16 protein-coding genes are annotated in these 21,833 nt (G+C 43.0%); 4 read left to right on the plus strand and 12 right to left on the minus strand.

Going from position 1 to position 21,833, the window contains the following annotated elements; genetic code table 11:
- Positions 1–86: 86 nt before the first annotated feature.
- The 12 genes from MusilaSJ_RS05365 to MusilaSJ_RS05420 all read right to left on the minus strand — a co-directional run bounded on the left by MusilaSJ_RS05365 (position 87) and on the right by MusilaSJ_RS05420 (position 17,054).
- Positions 87–917 (minus strand): alpha/beta hydrolase, encoded by an 831-nt coding sequence (locus tag MusilaSJ_RS05365; RefSeq protein ID WP_274989025.1) that lies wholly within the window; start codon positions 915–917, stop codon positions 87–89.
- 15 nt (positions 918–932) lie between these two features.
- Positions 933–2,318 (minus strand): SGNH/GDSL hydrolase family protein, encoded by a 1,386-nt coding sequence (locus MusilaSJ_RS05370; protein ID WP_274989026.1) that lies wholly within the window; start codon positions 2,316–2,318, stop codon positions 933–935.
- A 42-nt stretch (positions 2,319–2,360) separates the two neighbouring features.
- On the minus strand, positions 2,361–4,055 hold the full coding sequence (locus tag MusilaSJ_RS05375) for an RICIN domain-containing protein (protein WP_274989027.1): 1,695 nt from the start codon (positions 4,053–4,055) through the stop codon (positions 2,361–2,363).
- Between the two features lie 130 nt (positions 4,056–4,185).
- Complete coding sequence (locus tag MusilaSJ_RS05380; protein WP_274989028.1) at positions 4,186–6,522, minus strand: GH92 family glycosyl hydrolase; 2,337 nt, start codon at positions 6,520–6,522, stop codon at positions 4,186–4,188.
- Between the two features lie 208 nt (positions 6,523–6,730).
- Positions 6,731–7,786: an acetylxylan esterase gene (locus MusilaSJ_RS05385; protein ID WP_274989029.1), complete on the minus strand. Its 1,056-nt coding sequence runs from the start codon at positions 7,784–7,786 to the stop codon at positions 6,731–6,733.
- Between the two features lie 247 nt (positions 7,787–8,033).
- Positions 8,034–8,447 (minus strand): SRPBCC family protein, encoded by a 414-nt coding sequence (locus MusilaSJ_RS05390; RefSeq protein ID WP_274989030.1) that lies wholly within the window; start codon positions 8,445–8,447, stop codon positions 8,034–8,036.
- A gap of 3 nt (positions 8,448–8,450) precedes the next feature.
- Complete coding sequence (locus MusilaSJ_RS05395) at positions 8,451–8,954, minus strand: SRPBCC family protein (protein ID WP_274989031.1); 504 nt, start codon at positions 8,952–8,954, stop codon at positions 8,451–8,453.
- Entirely contained in the window at positions 8,951–9,271 is a 321-nt protein-coding gene (locus MusilaSJ_RS05400) for an ArsR/SmtB family transcription factor (RefSeq protein ID WP_090527244.1), read from the minus strand. Before MusilaSJ_RS05400 ends, MusilaSJ_RS05395 begins: the two co-directional genes overlap by 4 nt.
- A 50-nt stretch (positions 9,272–9,321) precedes the next feature.
- On the minus strand, positions 9,322–9,702 hold the full coding sequence (locus MusilaSJ_RS05405) for a MauE/DoxX family redox-associated membrane protein (RefSeq protein ID WP_091162734.1): 381 nt from the start codon (positions 9,700–9,702) through the stop codon (positions 9,322–9,324).
- Between the two features lie 88 nt (positions 9,703–9,790).
- Positions 9,791–14,620 carry a RecQ family ATP-dependent DNA helicase gene (locus MusilaSJ_RS05410; RefSeq protein WP_274989032.1) on the minus strand — a complete coding sequence of 1,610 codons (4,830 nt, stop codon included), beginning with the start codon at positions 14,618–14,620 and terminating at the stop codon, positions 9,791–9,793.
- A 216-nt stretch (positions 14,621–14,836) separates the two neighbouring features.
- A complete protein-coding gene (locus MusilaSJ_RS05415) occupies positions 14,837–16,036 on the minus strand; it encodes a Gfo/Idh/MocA family protein (protein ID WP_274989033.1) in 1,200 nt (399 codons plus the stop codon).
- Between the two features lie 10 nt (positions 16,037–16,046).
- The gene (locus tag MusilaSJ_RS05420) at positions 16,047–17,054 is read right to left on the minus strand and encodes an FAD:protein FMN transferase (RefSeq protein WP_274989034.1); all 1,008 of its coding nucleotides are present in this window, start codon (positions 17,052–17,054) and stop codon (positions 16,047–16,049) included.
- A gap of 373 nt (positions 17,055–17,427) precedes the next feature.
- On the opposite strand from MusilaSJ_RS05420, the gene MusilaSJ_RS05425 reads away from it, so the two are divergent.
- From MusilaSJ_RS05425 to MusilaSJ_RS05440, 4 genes are read left to right on the plus strand one after another with little or no spacing between them, the layout of a single operon-like run.
- On the plus strand, positions 17,428–19,089 hold the full coding sequence (locus MusilaSJ_RS05425; protein WP_274989035.1) for a glycoside hydrolase family 28 protein: 1,662 nt from the start codon (positions 17,428–17,430) through the stop codon (positions 19,087–19,089).
- Between the two features lie 12 nt (positions 19,090–19,101).
- Complete coding sequence (locus MusilaSJ_RS05430; RefSeq protein ID WP_274989036.1) at positions 19,102–20,043, plus strand: alpha/beta hydrolase; 942 nt, start codon at positions 19,102–19,104, stop codon at positions 20,041–20,043.
- Positions 20,044–20,056: 13 nt separating this feature from the next.
- Positions 20,057–20,842: a rhamnogalacturonan acetylesterase gene (locus MusilaSJ_RS05435; protein WP_274989037.1), complete on the plus strand. Its 786-nt coding sequence runs from the start codon at positions 20,057–20,059 to the stop codon at positions 20,840–20,842.
- A 4-nt stretch (positions 20,843–20,846) separates the two neighbouring features.
- Positions 20,847–21,833: an alpha/beta hydrolase gene (locus MusilaSJ_RS05440; RefSeq protein WP_274989038.1), complete on the plus strand. Its 987-nt coding sequence runs from the start codon at positions 20,847–20,849 to the stop codon at positions 21,831–21,833.

The raw sequence follows: 21,833 nt of genomic DNA on the forward strand, positions 1-21,833 counted from the left end.
AAATCACAATTTCGATACCGGAATTTTAACAATTACAACATTTGCAATCGGTTGAAAATGTTGTAATTGTTATTATAAAAAGCTATCTATTTTATTCCTTCAAAAAAACGACTGAAATACAGTGCCTGGTAGTTAATGGAATTGCCCCAAAATTCCCAGGTATGGCCCCCCGGCCTTACGGTATAATCATGAGGAACTTTGCGTTCAAGCAGCTTTTCATGCAGTTCCTGGTTGGCCTGGTAAAGGAAATCGTCATAACCAACATCAAAAGTAATAGCAAGTGAGTTGGGTTTTAACAGGTAAATGAGGTTTACCACGCTGTTTTGTTCCCACCTGTCGGGGTGTTCGCTGTATTTACCCAGTACACGTTCGATGCCGAAACTATCCGGAAAAGGCCTGATATCAACCGCGCCACTCATGCTCCCGGCAGCACCAAATTTATCTAAATGCTTAAAAGCTATATACAACGCGCCATGTCCGCCCATACTCAAACCGGTTATGGCCCTCCCCTTTCGGTCGGTTATGGTTGAATAATGCTTATCAACCCAGTTCACCAGTTCGGTACCTACATAGGTTTCGTATTGCGAATCCTTAATGGTTGGGCTATCAAAATACCAGCCCGCAAAATCGCCGTCGGCACAAACTATAATAAAATGATAAGTATCGGCCAAACCGGCAACAGCAGGGACTTTTTTAATCCAATCGCTGTAATTGCCGCTAAAGCCATGCAGCAGGTATAATACCGGGTACTTTTTGGTGCTTGAATAATCGGCCGGCTTGATCACCACAGCCTTAATGTCTTTGTTCATTACGGCACTGTGGGTCAGCACCGTATCAACCGTTGCGGCGGCAGCTTTCAAACTGCAGACTGCAAAGCCAATAAACAATGGAATAAATAGTAACTTTTTAATATTCATCAGTATACAGTGATTTTATTTTGAGGCGATGATGGTGATGCGATGGTTTTGCGGTTTATTGATGGCATAGATCTGATTGGTAAGTACATCCATTTCTTTTTGCCAGGCATCGCGCAGGCTTTTGTAGCGGGCACGGGTATAGTTATCTTTATTTCCGTTAACAAAAATGTCTTTTTTGGCATACTTGCTTATGGTATCCATAGCGGCGTTGGTATCATGGAATAACAAGCCTTTGCCTTTTAAAAAGTCAAACTGCATCCAGGTATACATGCGGATACGCCTTTCAATGTCCCAGCGCTCCTCGTTCAGTTCCCTGATCTGGATAGCCTGCTGATATTGCGGTGTTATAGTGATCTCGGCCAGGTTGATACCTGCACCCAATTGCTCAGCCGACCAGCTACCCATTTTTTCTCCATCGATAAGGACATCATAATTGGCTGTTTTTAACCCTTTAACGGTAAGCAACTCCTGGTTCATTTCTTTGGTAAACGGCACAACCTTAAGCGCATCGGCTTGTTTTTTTCGGTTTCCCCAACCACGCGGAATAGTATCAATGGGATACGGCAATGAATTTGCGAGGTAATTGAACGATACAGAGTCTGCCGAAGAAACCACGTTAGTTACTTTACAATTCACCGCCTTAATGGTCTTTTTACTTTTTGCATCAACAGCCACATCAGCCACTACCTTATTGCTAAAGCCCTGCGCCTTTAGAAAAAGATAAGCCATCACGAGATGCCCGTCATTGTCAGGATGTACCCTGTCATTGGGCGTTAAGCTGAAGGTGGAATCTTTGGCTTGCTCACGCAGGTTGATCTCTGTCATGGGGTGGAAGAAATCAACATAACCCCAGTTATTTCTTTTCGCTGCTGCTTGCTGAAAATCGATCACCTTTGAAAAAGCCGCACTTTTTTTAGGATAGATGTTTTTGACAGTAAACTTACTGGTTTCGTCATAAGGCGAACCGAGAATAAAAATTTTACGGATCTCGGGGTGTTGGTTTAGTTTGTTTTCCAGCAGTGCATAGTTATCGTATGAGCCCTGGATCCTTTTATCCATAATATCCTGTGCATCGGGACGGTACCATTCAAAATAACCGGTGTCGTTCATGCCCCAGGTAAGGGTTAACACATTGGGCTTTTTGCTGAACACATCATCTTCAAAACGGTCGTTGATCTGCCCCACTACGTCGCCACCAATGCCGGCGTTATAACAGGTTATCCGCATGTTAGGGAAACGGGTCATATAATACAACCAGATGTACGAGTGGTAATGGCCCCCATCTGTAATGCTGTTGCCAACAAAAGCCACCCGGTCACCCGCGCGAAATGGCGCTATGTTTTGGGCTGTTACTGCTCCCCGGGCTGCTATCAGTACTAATAATAAAATCAACTTTTTCATTAACTGTTAATTATAATGTGTTCAGCAAAAAATAAATTCAAACTATAAACCCACCAGGCTGTACGGGACCCTTACTGCTTTTACCTGGTAAAAGTTAGGATCCTGGTTATTATTTACGCAGGTGGTTGTGCTGCAGCTGCCGCCATCACCATTATAATTAAGGCAATAGGTAACAAGCAATTCGTTATGTCCGTTTATAAACTCAGCGTGGATGGCCGGGGTATAGTACTTAGCCAAATGGCCCTGGTAAACATCATTAATGGTAAAAACCATTTTAGGCGCAGTGAAAGGCCCTTTAGGGCTGTGGGCTGTTGATATGTAGATATTGTGGCTCGCCGGGTCGCAAAAGTAGCCCAGGTCCATTTGCATCATTACGTACTTATTGTTCACTTTTGATATGGTCACATTTTGCTGCGTGGTATTGCCCGCGCCTACAGATATAGCTGCCGCCGAAGCGGTTGTCCGGGTTGACGACCATGCAGAGCCTGTCCAGAACGACCAGTTAGACGGGTTACTTACCGGGAAGCGGGCCAGGAATACATTGGACGTATTGAAGAAAACGCTTTTGCTTCCGTAAACATATACCGAGTCGTTAGTAGCGTTTTTAACCATCCCGTTTGAAAACCCGGTTTCTGTTTGGCCCGACATGCCCGCAGGTGTTAACCGCGCGGCTGTACCCCAGTTAAGTCCGGATGTATTTTGAGTTAAGTCATAAAGCACCTGGTTTTCGGGCGTAGCTCCGTTGGCCGATTCAAATGTGTAAAGATAAACGTGGCTACCGGCCTCAATTCCCGCGCCGGGCCAGCGATAGGTTGAGTTATGATCGCCCGGGCTTTCAATGATCTCCATGCTGTTTACCGGCGAATTATTGGTAGTGATATTTGGCGTAAGTGATTGATCCCAGCTGTGACTGGCAGGCTGCAGCAGGGCCGAATTGTGATACTTAAAAAACTGGCAATACAACTGTCCGTTACTTTGAAGCTGTGACGATTCATAAGCATCCTCAGTTATCCAAAGCACTTTTCCGTTGTTGCCTCCATAGGTAAGCGGGATACTTTTTCCCTCATCAAAAGCCACGGTGCCATTGGTACGGTGAAAAAAGTTCACGACATCATCGTCGCGGTAAGCCTCGGCTGTAAGCCCGTTAAGCAGCCAGGTTTGCGCCGTATTGCCGGCAACAAATACTTCCTGGGTAATAGGCGTACCATTAGTGGCAGATGACCCATGATTAGTAACTGCCAGGCCATTTCCCACATTAATAATTTTATAAACACCGGTGCTAACCGGCTGGATATACCATTGCTGGGCATTGTTAGTATTGGCTTTATCCTGCCATAGGCCCGTACCGGGATTCGTGGTGGCTAAGGGTACTTCCAGATATTTACCGCTGGCTACATTCATGATCTTAAATTTGGTAGCGCTGGTTATAGCGCCGCTGCCCTGTTGTACAATTATCCATTTTTGGTTGGGGGCCGTGGCCGTACCGCTGCCCGAGTATTGGTTTTGCTGCGCGCCGGTGCCATCATTAAGCATACCGCTGCTATTAATTTCAATAGCTTTACCGCTTAACACGTTAGTGATAAAAAAGGTTCCGTATGAGCTTACCGGCGATCCGCTGGTTAGTTGTACGGAATCTGTGCGTACAAAAGGTTTGGGGTACTTAACGGCAGCTTGTTTACTGCACGAGGCCAGCAAGGCCATGGCCGTCATGGTACAGGTGAACAGGTTTGTTTTCATAATTTGGTTTGGTTTATAATTTGGTTTGATGTTTGGTCGGTGCTGTAAAATCGTTTAATTTATAAAATCGATTTAGCAATTTTATATAGAAAATCCCCTTTCATCTTTCCTTTACGCATATCCTAAATTATCAGATCCCCCAGTTTTTATTGGGTATTGCACCCATACTTAGTTCAAGGGTACCGCCGGCAGCAATATCCTTATAATCTATATAGCATTTATTGTAAGCTTTGCCGTTAAGCTTTGCTCCCTGTATATAAATGTTTTTTGCCGAATTATTATTGGCGATGATGGTAAAGGTTTTACCCTTTGCGTATTTAGGATCAAGCTTTAACGATACTTTATTGAATACCGGACTGGTGATCTCCTGCCTGGTATCGCCGGGACAAACCGGATGCAAACCACTCGCTGCCAATACATACCAGGCCGACATCTGCCCGACATCTTCGTTGCCTACCAAACCCTCTACGGAATTTTTATAAGCCCGGCCGCAGATCTCACGGGTCCATTTCTGGGTAAGCCATGGAGCGCCCAACCTGTTATATAAAAATGGAACATGGTGCACAGGCTCATTGGAATGATTGTAGTAATCGTTCCACATCATGTTATCGGGCGTTTTTTCAAAAATATTGTTCAGATCAGCTATCACCTTGTCGCGGCCGCCCATCAGTTTTGCCATACCATCAACATCCTGCGGTACAAACCATCCCTGCTGATAAGGGTTGCTCTCAATACAGCCATACCATTGTTTAATGCGCCCCTCCGCAGGCCATGGAAGCCAGTTGCCGGTACTATCCTTAGGCCGGAACCAACCTTTATCCGTATCAAAGATGTTTTTAAATGCCTCTCCCCTTTCGCCGTATTTTTTTACGTCTTTTGTTTTGTTAAGCGCTTTTGCAAGCTGTGCAACGCACCAATCATTATAGGCGTATTCAAGCGTATAGCTTATGCTGCCACCACCCGGAGTAAAACCTTTATCGCCATTGCCAAATTTTTCAACGGTGCTCACCGCTAATTTATAGGCATCTGGTATATTATAGTTACGAATGCCTTTAGCATAAGCATCGGCCATTACAGCTACAGCCGGGTTGCCAAGCATACATCCGCTGTAAGCATTTAATAACTCCCAGCGTTCCAGGTAATCTTTCTTCTTTTCATCGGCAAGCGTAACCAGCGAGTTAACCAGGTCATTAACCAGCGAAGGGTTAATAATAGTTTGTAAAGGCATCTGGCTCCTGAAAACATCCCACCCGCTAAATATGGTACGTTTTTTAAATGTTGTAGTATGATGCACCTTACCATCGCCGCCCATATATTGCCCTGTAACATCGCTTACAATGCGGGGATCGATCATGGTATGGTACAATGCTGTATAAAACACAGTTTTTTGCTCTTTAGTGCCACCCTGGATACTTACTTTTGATAAGGCGTTATTCCAGAGGTTAACGGTATGCTGATGAACAGCATCGAAATTCCAGTCCTTTATTTCGGCTTGCAAATTGGCTTTGGCACCGGCTATACTCACAAATGAAATACCCGATTTAAGCAATACCTGTTCACCGGCTTTGGTAGCAAATTCGCTATAAAAACCAAGGTGCTTTCCCTGCTTTTCCTTCAATCCTTTAAGGATCTCAGCATTAGCTACGCGTTCCTGGTATTTATCGCCGGTAACATCGTCCAGCTTACGGCCCCAGTCGCTTGGAATATCGGCACTCCAGATGCCATAGTTTTTAAGCGGCTTGCTGAATTGTGCATAAAAATACACTGTATAATCTGCATGTCCGTCACCATTGCCCCAGCCGCCACCCTCAGGGGTGCATTTCATATAGCCCTCAATAGTGTGGTCATCAACTACTTTTACATATTGCAGCGTTGACGTTCCCCCTACCCTGCGGGCCAGATCAATCTGGATACGCGATTGTTTATTTTGAGAAAAGGTAAAGCGCAACATACCGCTATGAGGGGCGGCAGTGGCTTCGGCCTTGATATGATTATCAGTTAGCAGAACACTGTAATATCCGGCCGATGCTTTTTCAGTGCTTTTGTCGTAAGCAGAACGATATCCAACCCCAGTAGTGCCTGGTTTACCGGCACTGGTTTTAATTGGCCCGGCTGTAGGCATTACCAAAAAATTTCCCAGATCGCCATACCAGCCAATGCCACTCATTTGAGTAAAGGCAAAGCCCTCAATACTTCTATGTTCATAGCTATAGCCCGAGCCATTGTCGCCTCCGGTTATGGTGTTTGGGCTTAACTGTACAAGCCCATAAGGTGAGGCAGCGCCCGGAAAGGTTTTACCTAAGCCATGGTAAACCCCTGCTCCATCGGCACTGGTGCTGGCTCCTATAAAAGGATTAACATAGGAAGCCATTTGCGCTTTCAGCACTGTTGCCGGAATAGACAACATACCCGTGGCAAATACGGTTATTAAAGATTTTTTTAAGGCTGGCAGCGTAGTTATGTTCATAATAGTAGTACCGGATAGAAAGTTTAGTTTACCGTAAGTTTTTTAGGACAGATAAACCGTCAGAACTAAAATTGACCGGTATTTATTAATTGGTTATTGCACGACCAAATTATATAATAAAATCGATTTAGCAAATTTTTGTTAATTTTATTTTTTCAGATAGATATTCTGTCTGAAGCTTCCATTAACATTGCAATAACATACATACCTACAGCCATTTGCTAAACCAATCCAACGTCATTTTAAAATGTTCCGGCGTAGATGTATGGAATAGCTTTGGCGTTACATCGCGCATAATCTTATCGGTTGCCCCTTTCGATCTATATGCTTGTATGGCCGAAGCGTAAGCTATGTTTGCTCCGGGAAGCGGGCAATTGGGATCATTTTCTGTGCCTACAATCAACATGGCACGGGGCGCTATCAATCGCAGCATCGACGGACAGTCGAACTCGCCGGTGATACCGGGTAATAGTTTATCCCATACAGCCTGTACATTATGCTTGTTTAATACCGAATCGCCAAGGTCTTTGGCTGCCTGCAAATGCGCTCCCCGGATAGTACCTGCACGCCCCTGCCATTTATCATTATCTAACGACCATTTGAAACTTTGCACTGCAATATCCAGCACAATTACTTTTATCCGCTTATCTATTGATGCCGCAAGCCATGTTTCCATCCCTCCCATGGATATGCCGCCCATACCGATGCGGTTAGCATCTACATCAGGCCTGCTTGCCAGGTAATCGGTTACCCGCCAAAGGTCAAAAGCGGTATCAAACAAAAATGGATGCGTTTGATGGGCTTTGTCCTTATTTTCCCAGGCAACGGTAGCAGCTGCTACGTATTCCTTTGAGCCGTGAGCGCCTCCGGCAATGCGTTCACCATGAAAACGGGCATCAATGGCTACGCCCATGATCCCTCTTTTAACCAATTGGTACAAGATATTTTTGTTGTCTTCCTTTTTACCACCTGTACCATGTAAAAAAATTACAGCGGGATATGGCTTGGTCCCGGTAACCGGCTTATAAATAAGAATAGGTACCCGCTCATTCTTTTCGCTATAAATAAAACCGTGTTCTATAATAACTGAATCTGTATGAGTGATAGTAAAAGATGGATTTAACGGAACACGAGGCCTTTCTAACAGTTTTTTAAAATCAGCAGCAACCTTATCAACAGGAGGGTAATTTATTTGCTGCGCAAATGAAAATAAAGAGCATAACGATAATGTAATGCAGGCACAAAGCACTTTCTTAAACAACATAACATGATTGATTTACCTGTACAATGTATAAAATATGTGGCTTGATAAATGTAACAATACTAACATGCCACGTGAGAATATTGAAGTGTACAGGCGGGACAGGAAGCGTGGACTTTGTAAAAAGAATAATAGTTTTGTTGAGTACATTTTCCTACTCCTAAATTAAGGGCAGAGTAAAAAGTACAAAAGCTGAATATCTCCATCCAGCTTCTGTAAAACTACCATTAACGGTAACTTTTTGAGCACGTTAATTTTCTTCGGCGTATTTCTTAAAGTTGTTAAGTATCGCCTGCCAGCCATTTTTTTGCATTTCAAGGGGATTTTGATCTTCAGGATCGAAAGCTACCTCAACTTCAGTTTGATTGTCATTGGCTTTGAAGGCAACCGAGGCCTGCCTGCCGTTTGGCATGGTATAGGTAAACTTTTCGCCATCAACAATTTCGTCATAAGTAGCTTCAAAGTCAAAACCGAAGCTCCCATCTTTGGCTTCCATTCTTGCCGAGTATTTTCCGCCTACCCGCATATCATTTGATGCAGAAGGACATTGCCACGAAGGATCGGCAAAGTTCCATTTGGTAATGTGTTCGGGATTGGTGTAATAATCCCAAACTTTTTTAGCATCTGCATTTACCGTAGCGGTAACAGTGATCTTATTGCTCATTTCTTACTTTTTTAAGGTTAATAATAATTGGTCAAGTTTTTCGAGGGTTGCCATCATTCCCTGTTCCATACCCATCTGGATAACCGTTTCCAAATCTGAAAGCGATTTGTAAGTTACAATGGTTTCTACCAAAGCGTTTTCTCCTTTATCGGTGAAATTTACAAGCCACTCCGCACGGGGAAGATCCTTATTTATTTCACCTTCTGCATTACAGAAAGCATCTAATGATGTATAGTAATCAATAGGTTTGATTTTCAGATAATCTGTCCATCCCCAGTATTCTGTACCGTTGGGCTCCACCATTGCATAGTGCCAGTGGCCACCTTCGCTAAAATCCATTGATTTAGTTTTGGTGGTTAAGGGCGCTGGCGCAAACCATTGGTCAAGCAATTCCTGCCGGGTGTAACAATCCCAAACCAATGGTCTGTCGGCTAAAAACTCACGTCTGATGGTCAGCGTATTTTTTACTTTGTCGGCAATAAAATCAAAGTGCAAGTTGTTTTTCATTTTTGTTGTTTTTTTAAGGTAGCTAAAAGGTTGTCGAGTTGCAGGAACCGGGTCTCCCAAATCTTACGGAATTGCTCCAGCCATTTGTCTATTTCTTTCATTTTGTCAATCTCCAGTTGATAGTAGATCTCACGCCCCTGGTGTTCCTGTTTCACCAGTTCGCATTCGGTTAAAACCTTCAGGTGTTTTGAAATTGCCTGTCGCGTAGTGTCAAAATGCTCGGCGATGGCATTAGGTGTCATTGCCTGTAAGGCGATTAAGGCGATGATAGCCCGCCGTGTAGGGTCGGCAACAGCCTGAAAAATGTCTCTTCTCATTGAAGTACTATTTACGAACCGGTTAATAAGACCGCCGGTTCATTTAAAACTTATTTCCTGATCATAGGCAGGTATTTTTCCCAATTGTCAATAATTACCCAAAGAACAATTGCGATCAATACTAATACGATAGGTAAACCTGATGGGGCCATACTAATATTAGCCAATAAAATACCGGTTAAAAGAGGTACAAGTACTAATGCGCCGAGCGCCCTGGTCCTTGGGATAATTAATAATAAACCGCCAAGGATTTCCATGGCACCAACCAGCGGCATGAGCCAGCCGATTTGCATAAAGGCCTGCCCCGCTTTCACCATTTTTTCGGGCATTTCTTTAGGCATGGGCATGTAATGAAAAAATTTGTCACAACCGGCGTTGATAAACATTAGCCCGGTTAACAGGCATAAAACAAATAGGATTTTAGTTTTCATGGTTTCGTTTATTTAAATAAGAAACTGATTGGTTGCAAATATATGCGCAACTAATTGGTTTCACAAATTTATTTTGATTTTTTTGGAGCTAAGATTCAGAGAGGGTGAGGAGATGGGAACAGTCCATCTTTTCAAACCAAAGCTTCGGTAAAACAATTTTAATCTCCTTTGCTGAGTCTTTCTTTTGCCAATACAGGATAAAGTTTACTTTGATGGACTTTACTTGGTAGCCCTTTGCAGTAATATCATTTATTCGCCGTAAAAAGGACGTGGAGAATTTTAATATTGGTTGCCCGTTTACATTTAAACATTCGTCACCTGATATAATTAAATCGTCCCCAGCCATCAATAAAGAAACCTGAAGTTGTGTTCTTAAAAAATAATCGAGCCAGACATCTTCATGGATCAGATTTATCGCCAAATGAGCTGGCGGTTCATTTTTTTTATGGCGTTCAATGTATTCCAGGTTACTGACTTTTATATTATCGAAAAGATTCGCATTGATATGGATTGTCAAATTTTGTTTGGCCCTGGTAATTGCGACATATAATTGACGTTTAATTTCGTCTGTTGGTGGTGCAAGATTTTCCAGCATCAAAAAAACGTTATCAAATTCTTTCCCCTTAGCCTTGTGTATAGTGGAGACAAAAATTGTTTCACCGCCGCGCTGATAGAAGTCTTCCAATTTCGATTCCCGGATAAAAACATCAAGGTCCGACCTGTATTTCTTTTTGGTATTAGTAGCCTCAAAATCTTTGATCAGGTTTTGGCAAATCAACCAATTATCGCTATTCTTAAACGTGGATGCAGCTGTACGCAGTGCATTTTCCCAAACATCATCGCTTATCACATGAACCTGATCTTCAGTATTCAACAAACTAAGGAAAAACCTTATTTCTGCCAGATTATATAAATTAAACGTATCGTTGGTTTGTACTAATTTAGCTTGTATTCCGTTTTGCTGCAGTAATCCGGTTATCTGTAATGCCTCTTCGTTAGTTTTAACAAGCACACAGGTTGTACCGATCAGTGGTGTACTTGCTACATTCTTTGCAAGTGGTACTATCAAATTGCCGTGCTGATAACGGAACATCTTTATTTTTCCATCACCTGCCTGTTTTGCCATAATCGGCGTATTTTTTAATCTATCTGTTATGTTATTTAAAAACTGGTTTGCAAATTCAACAAGGTTACTTTTACTCCGATAGTTTTCAACGAGCTCATATTTATCGGCTCCATATACTTCAATTAGTTGATGAAGATATTTTGAATTTGAACCGCGAAACTGGTAGATATTTTGGTCATCATCTCCAACCGCAATTACCCTCATTTCTTCGTTCTCTTTGATTAGTGTCCGAATCAGTTCAAATTCTTCATCATTGATATCCTGCGCTTCATCAACTACCAGAACGGTTTTTGTAATGCGATTGGTTTCAACTTCTTTATTTCTTATCTTTTCGATAGTCTGTTTTAAAATGGTATCAGATTTTTCAAGGTTTCCCATCTTACCCAGTAAATCAAAACAATAAGAATGAAAGGTTTTTATCTCTATATAATTTGCAGCATTACCAATTAAATTTAACAATCTTTTTTTAAACTCAGTTGCAGCAGCCCTTGAGAAAGTAAGCATCAACAATTGCTCATGTTTTACGTCCTCCATTAACAATAATGATGCAAGTTTATGCACAAGCACTTTCGTTTTCCCGCTGCCCGGACCAGCAGCTACAACAATGTATTTGGAGACATCATCTTTTATAATTTTGAGTTGTGTTGGGGAAAGCTCTCCAAACAATTCCCTGAACTTTGCCGGTGTAAGGGTTAAATTGATTTCTTTTTGACGACTACCTTTAAAATATTTATTAAGAAATGATGTATAATTAAGCTGGAAATAATCTTCGGTGAATTGCAGCGCCTCCCGATAGTTTTCTATCATTTTTTTAGCATACTCACCGACAATATGAATCTGCTGAATTTTATTTTCATAGAACTGACCCATCTTTTGATAATCCTCGGCCTTGTAGCGCTTTTTGTTATCCGGTTCAAGTCTTTCTATCGTAAGCCTGTTATAAACCACCAAAAAGCCACCTTCAATTTTAATAGCTTCAATTCGCGAAAGGTAGAACAAAGCATCTTCTATATCATCGGCATCAATATTCATTTTAAAAAGATCGGCACTCTGTTCGTAAGTCACTTTTAATTCATGTACAGAAAATTCGACCAATACATCATCATCCTTATTATCTGTATTTACAGCATTGGCTTTTTGATATAAAAATTCAGCTATAAAACGTGCCAGTTGATATCGTTTGTCAATTTTATCCTTTAGTGTTTGCTGTGGATGTAAACTGTAAGCCTTAAAATGATTTTTTGAAGATGATAAACTTTTCCGCCTGATCCAATTTTTTATCGCCCAGAAATTGATGATGGTTTTTATTTTATAAGGCGTTACATCATTGCATCCCTCGTTTTCAAGATGCTCATTCAGCTCCTTAAGTTGAAATGTATTTGGTTGTTCATTTATAAAAGATAACAGACACTTTTCTATCTTACCAAATGATTCGGCGATATTGATTGAACGGTTTTTATTTTCCCCTCGTTTAATAAACGCTGTCAAATCTTTAGCATCGGCCAAAATGTTTTCCTCGCGCAGCAGATTTATAATGCCGATCACTTCTTCTTTCACTATCCCTAAATGGTCACTGATATAATCAATCCGGGATTCGGCAATCTCATCGTTCAACTGCTTTCTGTTTTTACTGGAGAAAAGCTTTTTTATAATTCTTGTCGCTTTTTCTTTTTGCTTTTCGGTAAACCGTTCAGAGGCAGCTATTTTATCTATGGCTTCTTGTGCGTTTTTGGAAAGAATACTATTGGCGAAAACCCTTGGAGAGTTTTGTCCACGTTTCAAATAACCGGCGTCTTCAAGTGCTGCAATTGCAGTGGTTACCCTGGTTTCAATTTCAGCAACGCTATCATCCCAGCCAGCTTTACGAGCAATTTCTAAAGCAGAATTAGACACAGTGGAACGAAACCGGGTTATATCTTTTATCGCCTTCCATATCTGCTGAATTTCTTTGATAGATAACTTAGTTTGATTAAGCAGGATAAAGTGCTTGCTTAGGTCTTCCTCATTGAACAGAACATAACAATCAGCAGATATATTCTCATCACGCCCGGCCCGGCCCGCTTCCTGTACATAATTTTCGAGCGAATCGGAAATATCATAGTGAATCACTACGCCAATATCTTTTTTGTCAACGCCCATGCCAAAAGCTGAGGTAGCTACCATAATCTTGACCTCACCCGATAAAAAGGCATTTTGATTTGCTGTTTTCTCGTTAGCATCCATTTTGCCATGATAAGCTCTTGCATCCATGCCGTCAGCAATTAAACGTTTGGCAAGCGTAACAGCCCTTAAGGTTCTGGAAACATATATTATAGCAGGACAATTTTTCCCTGCAATCAAATCTCTTACGGTTAAATATTTTTCCTCATCGCTTTGCTTTGGCAATACTTTGTAATTGAGATTTGTGCGGGATGCTGCTGTTGTAAACAGTTGAAGTTGCAAACCCAGTTTTTCACTGAAATAATTACAGATATCCTCAATTACTTTTGGCTTCGCAGTTGCTGTAAAACAGGAGACTGGCAAGGGTTCGGGAAGATTTTTCTTTTCCCGGATAGTGCGGATAAAATCACCTATGTACAGATAATCAACTCTGAAATCCTGCCCCCACGATGAGAAACAGTGTGCCTCGTCAATTACAAACCGTGCAATCTTTCTTCTTAAAAGCAAACGCTCAATGGTTTTTGAACGCAGGGATTCTGGTGCAATGTAAAGAATACAAGCCGATCCATCTTCAATGCGTTCAAAAGACTTTGCCCTTTCAATGGGATCGAGTAAGCCGTTTATTGTAACAGCCTCCGTTAACCCGGCTTTTTCAAGGTTATCCACCTGATCTTTCATTAAAGATTGCAGCGGCGATATTACAATTGTTAAACCTTTAGTACTTTCACCGCACACTAACGCAGGCACCTGGAATGTGATGGATTTGCCCCCGCCAGTGGGGAATACGGCCAAAAATGATTTGTTGTTAATTGCCGCCTCAACAGCCTTTAACTGCAATGGTTCACCTCCATACTGCCTGAAAGTGCTAAAACCGAAAAACTTTTTTAGCGCAAGATGAGCATTTAACGCCTGATTGCAATAACTACAGCCGCTAAGGCAGGGCATATTTCTCAATAAAAACATTATGCGCTCCACATCAGGGTAATTTTTTAATACCCATGGCGGTGTTATTGAAGTTCGGCTGCCTACTTTAATTAGAGACAAGCAATAGGCAAGTTCTACGGGGTAGTCAGATATTAATTGTTCAAGATTAGCCTGAACACAAATTTCATCTTTAAACTTCTGACGAATAAGGAACGAAGCGTCCTGATTAGCCGTTGAGTAATCAAGAAATCTAAAAAAAGCTTGAAAATGCCTATTACTTTTAAGCAACAAGAAGTAAATGTCACTAAGTGTTTTGTCTGTTTGTTTGAATGTGGCTACTTCATCAAAAAATAAATCCCGGGCTTTAATAGCGTCATTAAGCGGGTTGTTTAGTTCATCATATTGTAGTTTATCATCTTTAACAAGTGCATGATAAGGCTTTGATGGAAATAAAAGAGGCGATAAATATAGTGTATCGATGATATCATCAATTGCCACTCCGACGAGATTAAGCAGGGATCCGATATATTTTACATCGTGGTTTAATATATTATGACCACACACAAAAGGGGTGCCTCTTATAAATTCAGTAAAAGCTGTCGCCGAGGTTTGGTGAAAGATATTATTATCATCCTTAATACAGCCAAAATCAAGGACTTTTCCAGTCTTCGGATCAACCTCAGTATCTATAAAGACGATAGCGCTCAAAACCTATTAACTTAGCTCAAGTGTATTATTTGCAATCTTAGTCTATCTGGTGCAATGCAAATTACTATTATAGTAAATATATTGAATGCTTAATAATAAGTTTATTTTAAAAACATAAATAACTGACAGAATAAAAACCTTATTTTGAACTTATGGCCGGTGTTACCCGGCATTTAAAACACAAAGCCCCGATATTTGCGATATCGGGGCTTCTAATTATCCAATCTTATAACTGTTATCCCAGTTGCAGATCTTTTTGCTGTACAGCGCCTGGTTGCCCAGGTGCACACTGATGGCGGTGCGGGCTCCCGTGAATACATTACTATCCGGTAGCTCATTATGCAGTATTTTCTGATAAAAATCGTTGAATGCATACCAGGTACCATCTTTCGTCGCCTCGGGCAGAATGGGTGTGCCTCCTTCTTTATTCCATACAATACGTGTTGCACCGGTTACGCCGTCTACTGTCCCTTTTTCTTTCAATAGTTTTTTCTCGGGGTAAAACATGCCCTGATCAGTTAGCAGGGATACAGTACCCAGGGTACCTTTAATCTTGAAAAGATAGCCGTCATGCGCATTGCCGCACATTGCGCCGAAATTACCGATCAGGCCCAGGTCCGGGTAACGTAACATCAGTTGCACGTTATCATAGGTCTCCCGGCCATCTTTAAACACATCTATCCCGCCGGTGGCAAAAAATTCCTGCGGATGGGTATCAAAAACCCAGTTAATAAAATCAATCTGGTGCGAAAGCAGTTCGGCCGCCAGTCCGCCCGAATATTCTTTGTACATGCGCCAGTTGATGGCCCGTTCCAGTGAAGGATCAGGCACCGGGCGTCGCCAGTTGCCATTGCGGTCCCAGCGGCAATCTACTTGCGTTACTTTGCCCAGGTAGCCTTTATTGATCATCTCTTTAACCCGGTAATATAAAGGCGAATAGCGGTACTGGTGACCAACCTGCAGCACCTGGTTGCTGCGCCCATGCATCAGGCTCACAAGTTCAAGCGCTTGATCAATGGTATAGGTCATCGTTTTTTCCAGGTATAAATGCTTGCCCGAGCGGATAACATTAGCAGCCACAGCGTAGTGCAGGTAAAGCGGAACAGCAACGATGATCGCCTCCACCTGCTTATCATCAATTAATTTACGGTAATCCGTATATGTTTTCACTGAACCAGGCTTAACCAGTTTTTGTGCTGCTGTCAGCCTGAAATCGAGCACATCGCACAAGGCAGTAATGCGGAACTGATCGGGCATTCCGTTAAGGATATTCATAATCCCGGTACCACGGTCGCCACAGCCTACCACTGCAATTTTAACGGGATCGGCCCCGGGCTGTATTGCGCTCAGGTTTTGGTTTAGCAATAGTCCGCCTGTTAGCAGGCCTGTATTTTTCAAAAAAGTTCTTCTCTCCATTTATCCAGTTTTATTGTTGATATCCTTTAAAGTAAGCAGTAACCGTATCTGCTATACGGCCATCCGGCTTCCGGTATACAATATAAGCACCCAGATCCTTCCGGTTTTTCAGAAAGTTCAATGTACGTTTTAATCCCATTGTCATAAACCCGTTATCATAACCATCCGCTGTTATTGCGTCTTTTGCATAAACGGTAACGCTGATCATTTCGTTTTGTATTGGGTAACCTGTTAACGGATCCATCAGGTGCGAAACCTGTTTGCCGCCTGCTTTATGATGTTTGCGGTAATTGCCGGATGTAGTAATGGCGCCATCCCCCGGTTCGATCACTTTACGCATAGGGGCCGGATTCAGATCATCTCCACTGATGCCTTCAATACCCACCTTAAATGGTTCGTTTCCGGGTTTATGGCCTTTAATACGTAATTCGCCACCCAATTCGATGAGATAGTTATGAATGGAATGCCGTTCCAATAACGAAGCCAGCAGATCGACAGAATAGCCCTGCGCAATGCCGTTGAGATCCAGTTGTACATCTGGACTGGTTTTATGCAAAAAAGTTCCTGTCAAATTGATTTTATTTGCCCCTACATGATGAAGGAGACCTTGCACTTCTTTCTGATCGGGGTCATGCCCCGGTTTAATTACACCAAATCCCCAGGCATCAACCAAAGGTTTCACTGTGGGGTCAACCAGGCCCCTGGTTGCGTGGCTGATCTGCAGCGCACGGGTGATCAACACACGAAAAATCTCATCTATACGGATACCTTTTGCAGAACGGTTGAACTGGCAGATAAGCGAATTAGGCAGATATAAGGATACCGACTGATCAAAACGCTTTAACAGGCTATCCGTTTGCGCTGTATTCACCAGGCTGTCGGGCGCATAATACACGATACTATATGTGGTACCTTGTGCGTACCCCCTCAGCTCGAAGCGGCGAAGCGGCTCCTGCTGTACGAAAGCACAGCATATCAAAATAAAGACGCAAGGATACGCCAGTAAGGTCGTTTTCATAGTCAGATAGCCAAATGTAAGCATTCAGCCGCTTTTTCATCTCATTGCGTGAAATAAGCAAGGAACGATCCTGTTGCTTACCGCGGCGCTATCCCGGTCTAAGCTTCCTGATTTGGCGGGCATCACCGCTGCCAGGGCTGCTATTGAAGGGTTAACCTGTGTCATGGTTACAAATACACAGCAAGCCGGATTTATTGCAAAGAAGCTTCAATTATTGAACATTTTAGACCAATTTTTAAACCCCAATTTATTGTTATGTTAATACGTTTGTTTCAACCAACTATAGATCTGTTCCTCTGAAAAGGAAAAATTACTTTCCTATCTGAAATCCTGTGGACAAGCTATCTGTGGATGAACACATACCTTATATAACATGCATTTTAAAAAACTGAACTTATTAGCGATTTTATTATTTAGTTTAGGCTTAGAAGCGAACGGGCAAAAAAGCAAAACCGTTTACTCCTGGCAGCATTTACCCGGCGCCGAACTTCCATCCTTTAAAACCGACACCTTTAACATTGAAAAATTTGGTGCCAAACCAAACGGATTTACACTTAATACGCAAAGCATTAATGATGCCGTCAGCGCCTGTAATAAAAACGGCGGTGGCGTGGTACTTATTCCTCCAGGGTTTTGGTTGACCGGCCCTATCGTGATGCAAAGTAATGTCAATCTTCACCTGAGCCAGGCTGCTGTATTACAGTTTACATCGGATAAAGGCCGCTTTCCCCTTGTTGAAGGAAATTTTGAAGGGCACAAGTCAATCCGGAACCAGTCTCCGATCTCAGGTAAAGACCTGCAAAACATCGCTATTACCGGCGAGGGTATTGTTGACGGGCATGGAGAGGTTTGGCGGGCAATGGGTAAAGACAATATTACCGACCGCGATTGGAAAGCGCTCATTGCTTCGGGCGGTGAGCTTAGCGACGACGGCCGTACCTGGTACCCTTCGGCCAGTTACGCAAAAGGTGCCCGTACCCGGAATGCCGGCTATATGCAAACCGGCAAAAAGCCAGAAGATTACCAGGAGATAAAAGATTTTTTCCGACCTAACCTCGTCGTATTCAGTAATTGTAAAAAGGTGCTGTTGCAGGGTACCACCTTTCAAAACTCCGCAGCATGGTGCCTTCATACGCTGCAATGCGAAGATCTGACGTTTGATGGTGTGCATATCCGCAACCCCTCAAACGCACAGAACGGAGATGGCATGGACATTGAGTCCTGTTCAAACGTGCGGGTAGTTAATTGCACTATTGATGCCGGAGATGACGGGATCTGTATTAAATCGGGGAAAGATGAAGAAGGCCGCAAAGTTGGCAAACCTTGTCAAAACATTTTGATCCAAAACAATGTAGTATACCGGGCGCATGGCGGCTTCGTGATTGGCAGCGAGATGTCAGGGGGCGCACATGATATTTTTGTTTCGGATTGCAGTTTTTTTGGCACTGATAATGGCTTACGTTTTAAAACAGTAAGAGGGCGTGGCGGCGTGGTTGAAAATATTTATATCCGAAACATTTCTATGCGCGATATTGTGCGCGATGCTATCCTGTTCGATATGTATTATTTTACTAAGGCACCATCATTGGCCCAAACCGGCGGTGAAGAAGAAAAACCACCCGTTAATGATGGGACACCGCAATTTCGCAATTTTTATATTAATGATGTGGTTTGCGATGGCGCCAACCGGGCAATGCTCATCCGCGGCCTGCCCGAAATGAGCATCAAGGACATCCACCTAAAAAACATTTCGATCAAGGCCGATCAAGGCGCCGAAATTATTGATGCCAGCGACGTTAGCCTGACCAACGTAATGCTGCAATGCAAAAGCACCAAGCCGTTGGTTCATATAGAAAACAGCAACAAAATCAGGATCGATACCCTTGCATCAGCGGCAAAACCCGATCTGCTGTTGAGCATTAATGGTAAGTATATGGGCCAGGTTAATTTATTGCACACTGATACCAGTTCGGTTGGCCAGGTGGCAGAATTTAAATATGGTGCCGATAAATCCGCGTTAATAACCACAAAATAACCGACAGGATAAATGATGAAACATTTGCTCTTCAAATTTACCGCACTGGCATTGATGATCTTTTCAACCCATGTACAGGCACAAAACTTTATGGAAATATGGCCGCATGGCCATATCCCAAATTCTAAAAACCTGCGGCTTACGGATAGCGTAGCTAATGAACGCATTTATAGGGTAATGCTGCCGGGAATGTACGCGTTCTTTCCCGGAAAACAGGAAAACAAGGGTACCGCGGTGGTCATTTGCCCGGGCGGCGGCTATGAACGGCTTGCCTACGTAATCAGCGGGCTGCAATTGGCAAAATGGTTCAACACCATGGGTATTTCGGCATTTGTGCTTAACTACCGCCTTCCTAACTCTCCTGACCTGAAACAGCGTGAGATTGGTCCCTTGATGGATGCACAGCGGGCCATTCGGTACATCAGGGCCAACGCAGCAAAATGGGGAATTAATCCTGACAAGATCGGCATCATGGGTACATCATCAGGTGGGCACCTTGCTGCTACCGCGGCTACCAAAACTACCGACGTAAGTGCAATTAAGGACAGCCTTGACCGTGTTTCATTCAGGCCGGATTTTGCCATTCTTATTTCGCCGGTGATCGACCTAAGCACATCATATGCACATGCGGGTAGTGTCAAAAAACTACTTGGCCCCAACCCTGCTGAAGATCTGAAAAAGCATTTTTCGGCCCAGCTTAACGTGAGCAGCACTACGCCCCCATGCTTTATTGCCGGTGCCGTTAATGATAAAGCAGTAAACCCGATGAACAGCCTGATGTTTTACCAGGCGCTGTTGCAAAACAACGTACCGGTAAGCTTTCACGTATTTCCGCAAGGCGCTCATGCCATTGCGTTGCGCAATAATCCCGGATCGACAGAGTTGTGGACCAAATTGTGTGAAATGTGGCTGATTGAAATGAACATTGTCCCTGAAAAACTGCCAACTAAATAACTATAACATCATTATGAAAAGACCAAGTCAACGTAAAACCTATTGGTTTAGCCTGGCAATTATCATTTTGGGCTGCGCAGCATTAAGCTTCATCAACCCTAAAAAAAAGCTAACCATTTTCTTAGCGGGTGATTCAACAATGGCTGATAAAAAGGTAAGCGCATATCCCGAAACCGGCTGGGGTACTCCTTTCAAATTTTTTTTCGACTCAACTACGGTCATAATAAATAAGGCACAAAACGGCCGCAGCACCCGTACTTTCATAACCGATGGCCTTTGGAAGCAGGTTACAGATAATTTAAAAGCCGATGATTATGTGCTGATACAATTTGGTCATAACGATGAGGTGCCCACCAAAAAATCGGCCACTACAGAAACGGAATTTAAAAACAACCTGATCCTTTATATCGATCAAACCCGGAGCAAGCAGGCTATACCTGTACTGATTACCCCGGTAACACGCCGCAGTTTTGACAGCACAGGCGTAGTAACAGATACACATGCCCGTTACGCCCAAATTGTACGCGATGTAGCCACAGAAAAGCGTGTACAGTTAATAGATCTTGACCAGGAAAGCATGGCACTGGTGCAGCGCTTTGGCCCTGAACAGTCTAAATTATTATATAACCATCTGCAGCCTGGCGAAAATCCAAATTACCCTGACGGAAAAAAAGATGATACTCATTTCAATGAACTGGGAGCCCGCAAAATGGCCGAAATTGTACTCGCAGACCTGCGCAGGCTGTCGCCTGAGATTAACAGCCGTGTAGCAGGCTCCGATCGGGGATTAACCAGGTAGCATCATGAAAAACAAGATCCTCCTTTTGAGCTTAGCTTTATGCCTGCTTGCATTTACAAAAGTTTTGGCGCAATCTAAAGAATGGCTAACCGATACCCCGGATACCTCTTTTAACATTGCGCGCGATTTTAAAAATAATATAAAGAAGTACCCTTTCATTAAGATCGTTCCTGATAGCCCTTCAAAAGCGGTTACCGAGGTGCGTAACCTCGTTTATGGCCGGGTGGGCGGCCGCGAGCTGCATATTGATACCTTTACGCCTTCAGCAGTTAAGAAAAAGCCAACGCCTGCGGTAATTATCATACATGGCGGTGGCTGGCGCTCGGGTAACCGTGCACAACATATTCCGCTGGCGCAACATTTGGCTGCTTTAGGTTATGCCAGTTTTACGGTAGAGTATCGCTTGTCTACCGAAGCGCTTTACCCCGCAGCGGTGAATGATATCAAATGGGCAATACAATGGCTGCACACTAATGCTAAAAGATTTAATATTAACCCAGATAAGATCACTGTTTTGGGTTTTTCGGCAGGCGGGCAGCTGGCCGCGCTGGTAGGAATGACTTCGGGTTTAAATAAATTCGATGCTTTGAATTCAAATAAAGAGTATCCAAGTTCAGTACAGGCTGTCATTGATATTGATGGCACACTCACATTTGTGGCTCCCGACGCCTGGGAAACCCAAAATCAGCAAACCGTTGCAGCATCAACCATGTGGCTTGGCTATAAACGGACCGAAAACCTTGCTATCTGGACAGAGGCCAGTCCGCTTACTTATGCCGAACGTAATAAGCTCCCTTTTCTGTTCCTGAATAGCGCGGTTGACAGAATGCACGCCGGCCGTGACGCATTTAAAAACATGATGGATAAGAAAGGCGTATATGTGCGGATCGAGAGTTTTAAAGATACACCGCACACTTTCTGCTTATACCGGCCCTGGTTTGATCCCATGGTAACCGATATTGATCAATTTTTGACTAAAATATTTAAATAA

It is taken from the genome of Mucilaginibacter sp. SJ, from assembly GCF_028993635.1.
GTDB lineage: Bacteria > Bacteroidota > Bacteroidia > Sphingobacteriales > Sphingobacteriaceae > Mucilaginibacter.

Coding starts and splice junctions, on each gene's coding strand:
- MusilaSJ_RS05365 (WP_274989025.1), bottom strand. CDS start 917: ATGAATATTAAAAAGTTACTATTTATTCCATTGTTTATTGGCTTTGCA.
- MusilaSJ_RS05370 (WP_274989026.1), bottom strand. CDS start 2,318: ATGAAAAAGTTGATTTTATTATTAGTACTGATAGCAGCCCGGGGAGCA.
- MusilaSJ_RS05375 (WP_274989027.1), bottom strand. CDS start 4,055: ATGAAAACAAACCTGTTCACCTGTACCATGACGGCCATGGCCTTGCTG.
- MusilaSJ_RS05380 (WP_274989028.1), bottom strand. CDS start 6,522: ATGAACATAACTACGCTGCCAGCCTTAAAAAAATCTTTAATAACCGTA.
- MusilaSJ_RS05385 (WP_274989029.1), bottom strand. CDS start 7,786: ATGTTGTTTAAGAAAGTGCTTTGTGCCTGCATTACATTATCGTTATGC.
- MusilaSJ_RS05390 (WP_274989030.1), bottom strand. CDS start 8,447: ATGAGCAATAAGATCACTGTTACCGCTACGGTAAATGCAGATGCTAAA.
- MusilaSJ_RS05395 (WP_274989031.1), bottom strand. CDS start 8,954: ATGAAAAACAACTTGCACTTTGATTTTATTGCCGACAAAGTAAAAAAT.
- MusilaSJ_RS05400 (WP_090527244.1), bottom strand. CDS start 9,271: ATGAGAAGAGACATTTTTCAGGCTGTTGCCGACCCTACACGGCGGGCT.
- MusilaSJ_RS05405 (WP_091162734.1), bottom strand. CDS start 9,702: ATGAAAACTAAAATCCTATTTGTTTTATGCCTGTTAACCGGGCTAATG.
- MusilaSJ_RS05415 (WP_274989033.1), bottom strand. CDS start 16,036: ATGGAGAGAAGAACTTTTTTGAAAAATACAGGCCTGCTAACAGGCGGA.
- MusilaSJ_RS05420 (WP_274989034.1), bottom strand. CDS start 17,054: ATGAAAACGACCTTACTGGCGTATCCTTGCGTCTTTATTTTGATATGC.
- MusilaSJ_RS05425 (WP_274989035.1), top strand. CDS start 17,428: ATGCATTTTAAAAAACTGAACTTATTAGCGATTTTATTATTTAGTTTA.
- MusilaSJ_RS05430 (WP_274989036.1), top strand. CDS start 19,102: ATGATGAAACATTTGCTCTTCAAATTTACCGCACTGGCATTGATGATC.
- MusilaSJ_RS05435 (WP_274989037.1), top strand. CDS start 20,057: ATGAAAAGACCAAGTCAACGTAAAACCTATTGGTTTAGCCTGGCAATT.
- MusilaSJ_RS05440 (WP_274989038.1), top strand. CDS start 20,847: ATGAAAAACAAGATCCTCCTTTTGAGCTTAGCTTTATGCCTGCTTGCA.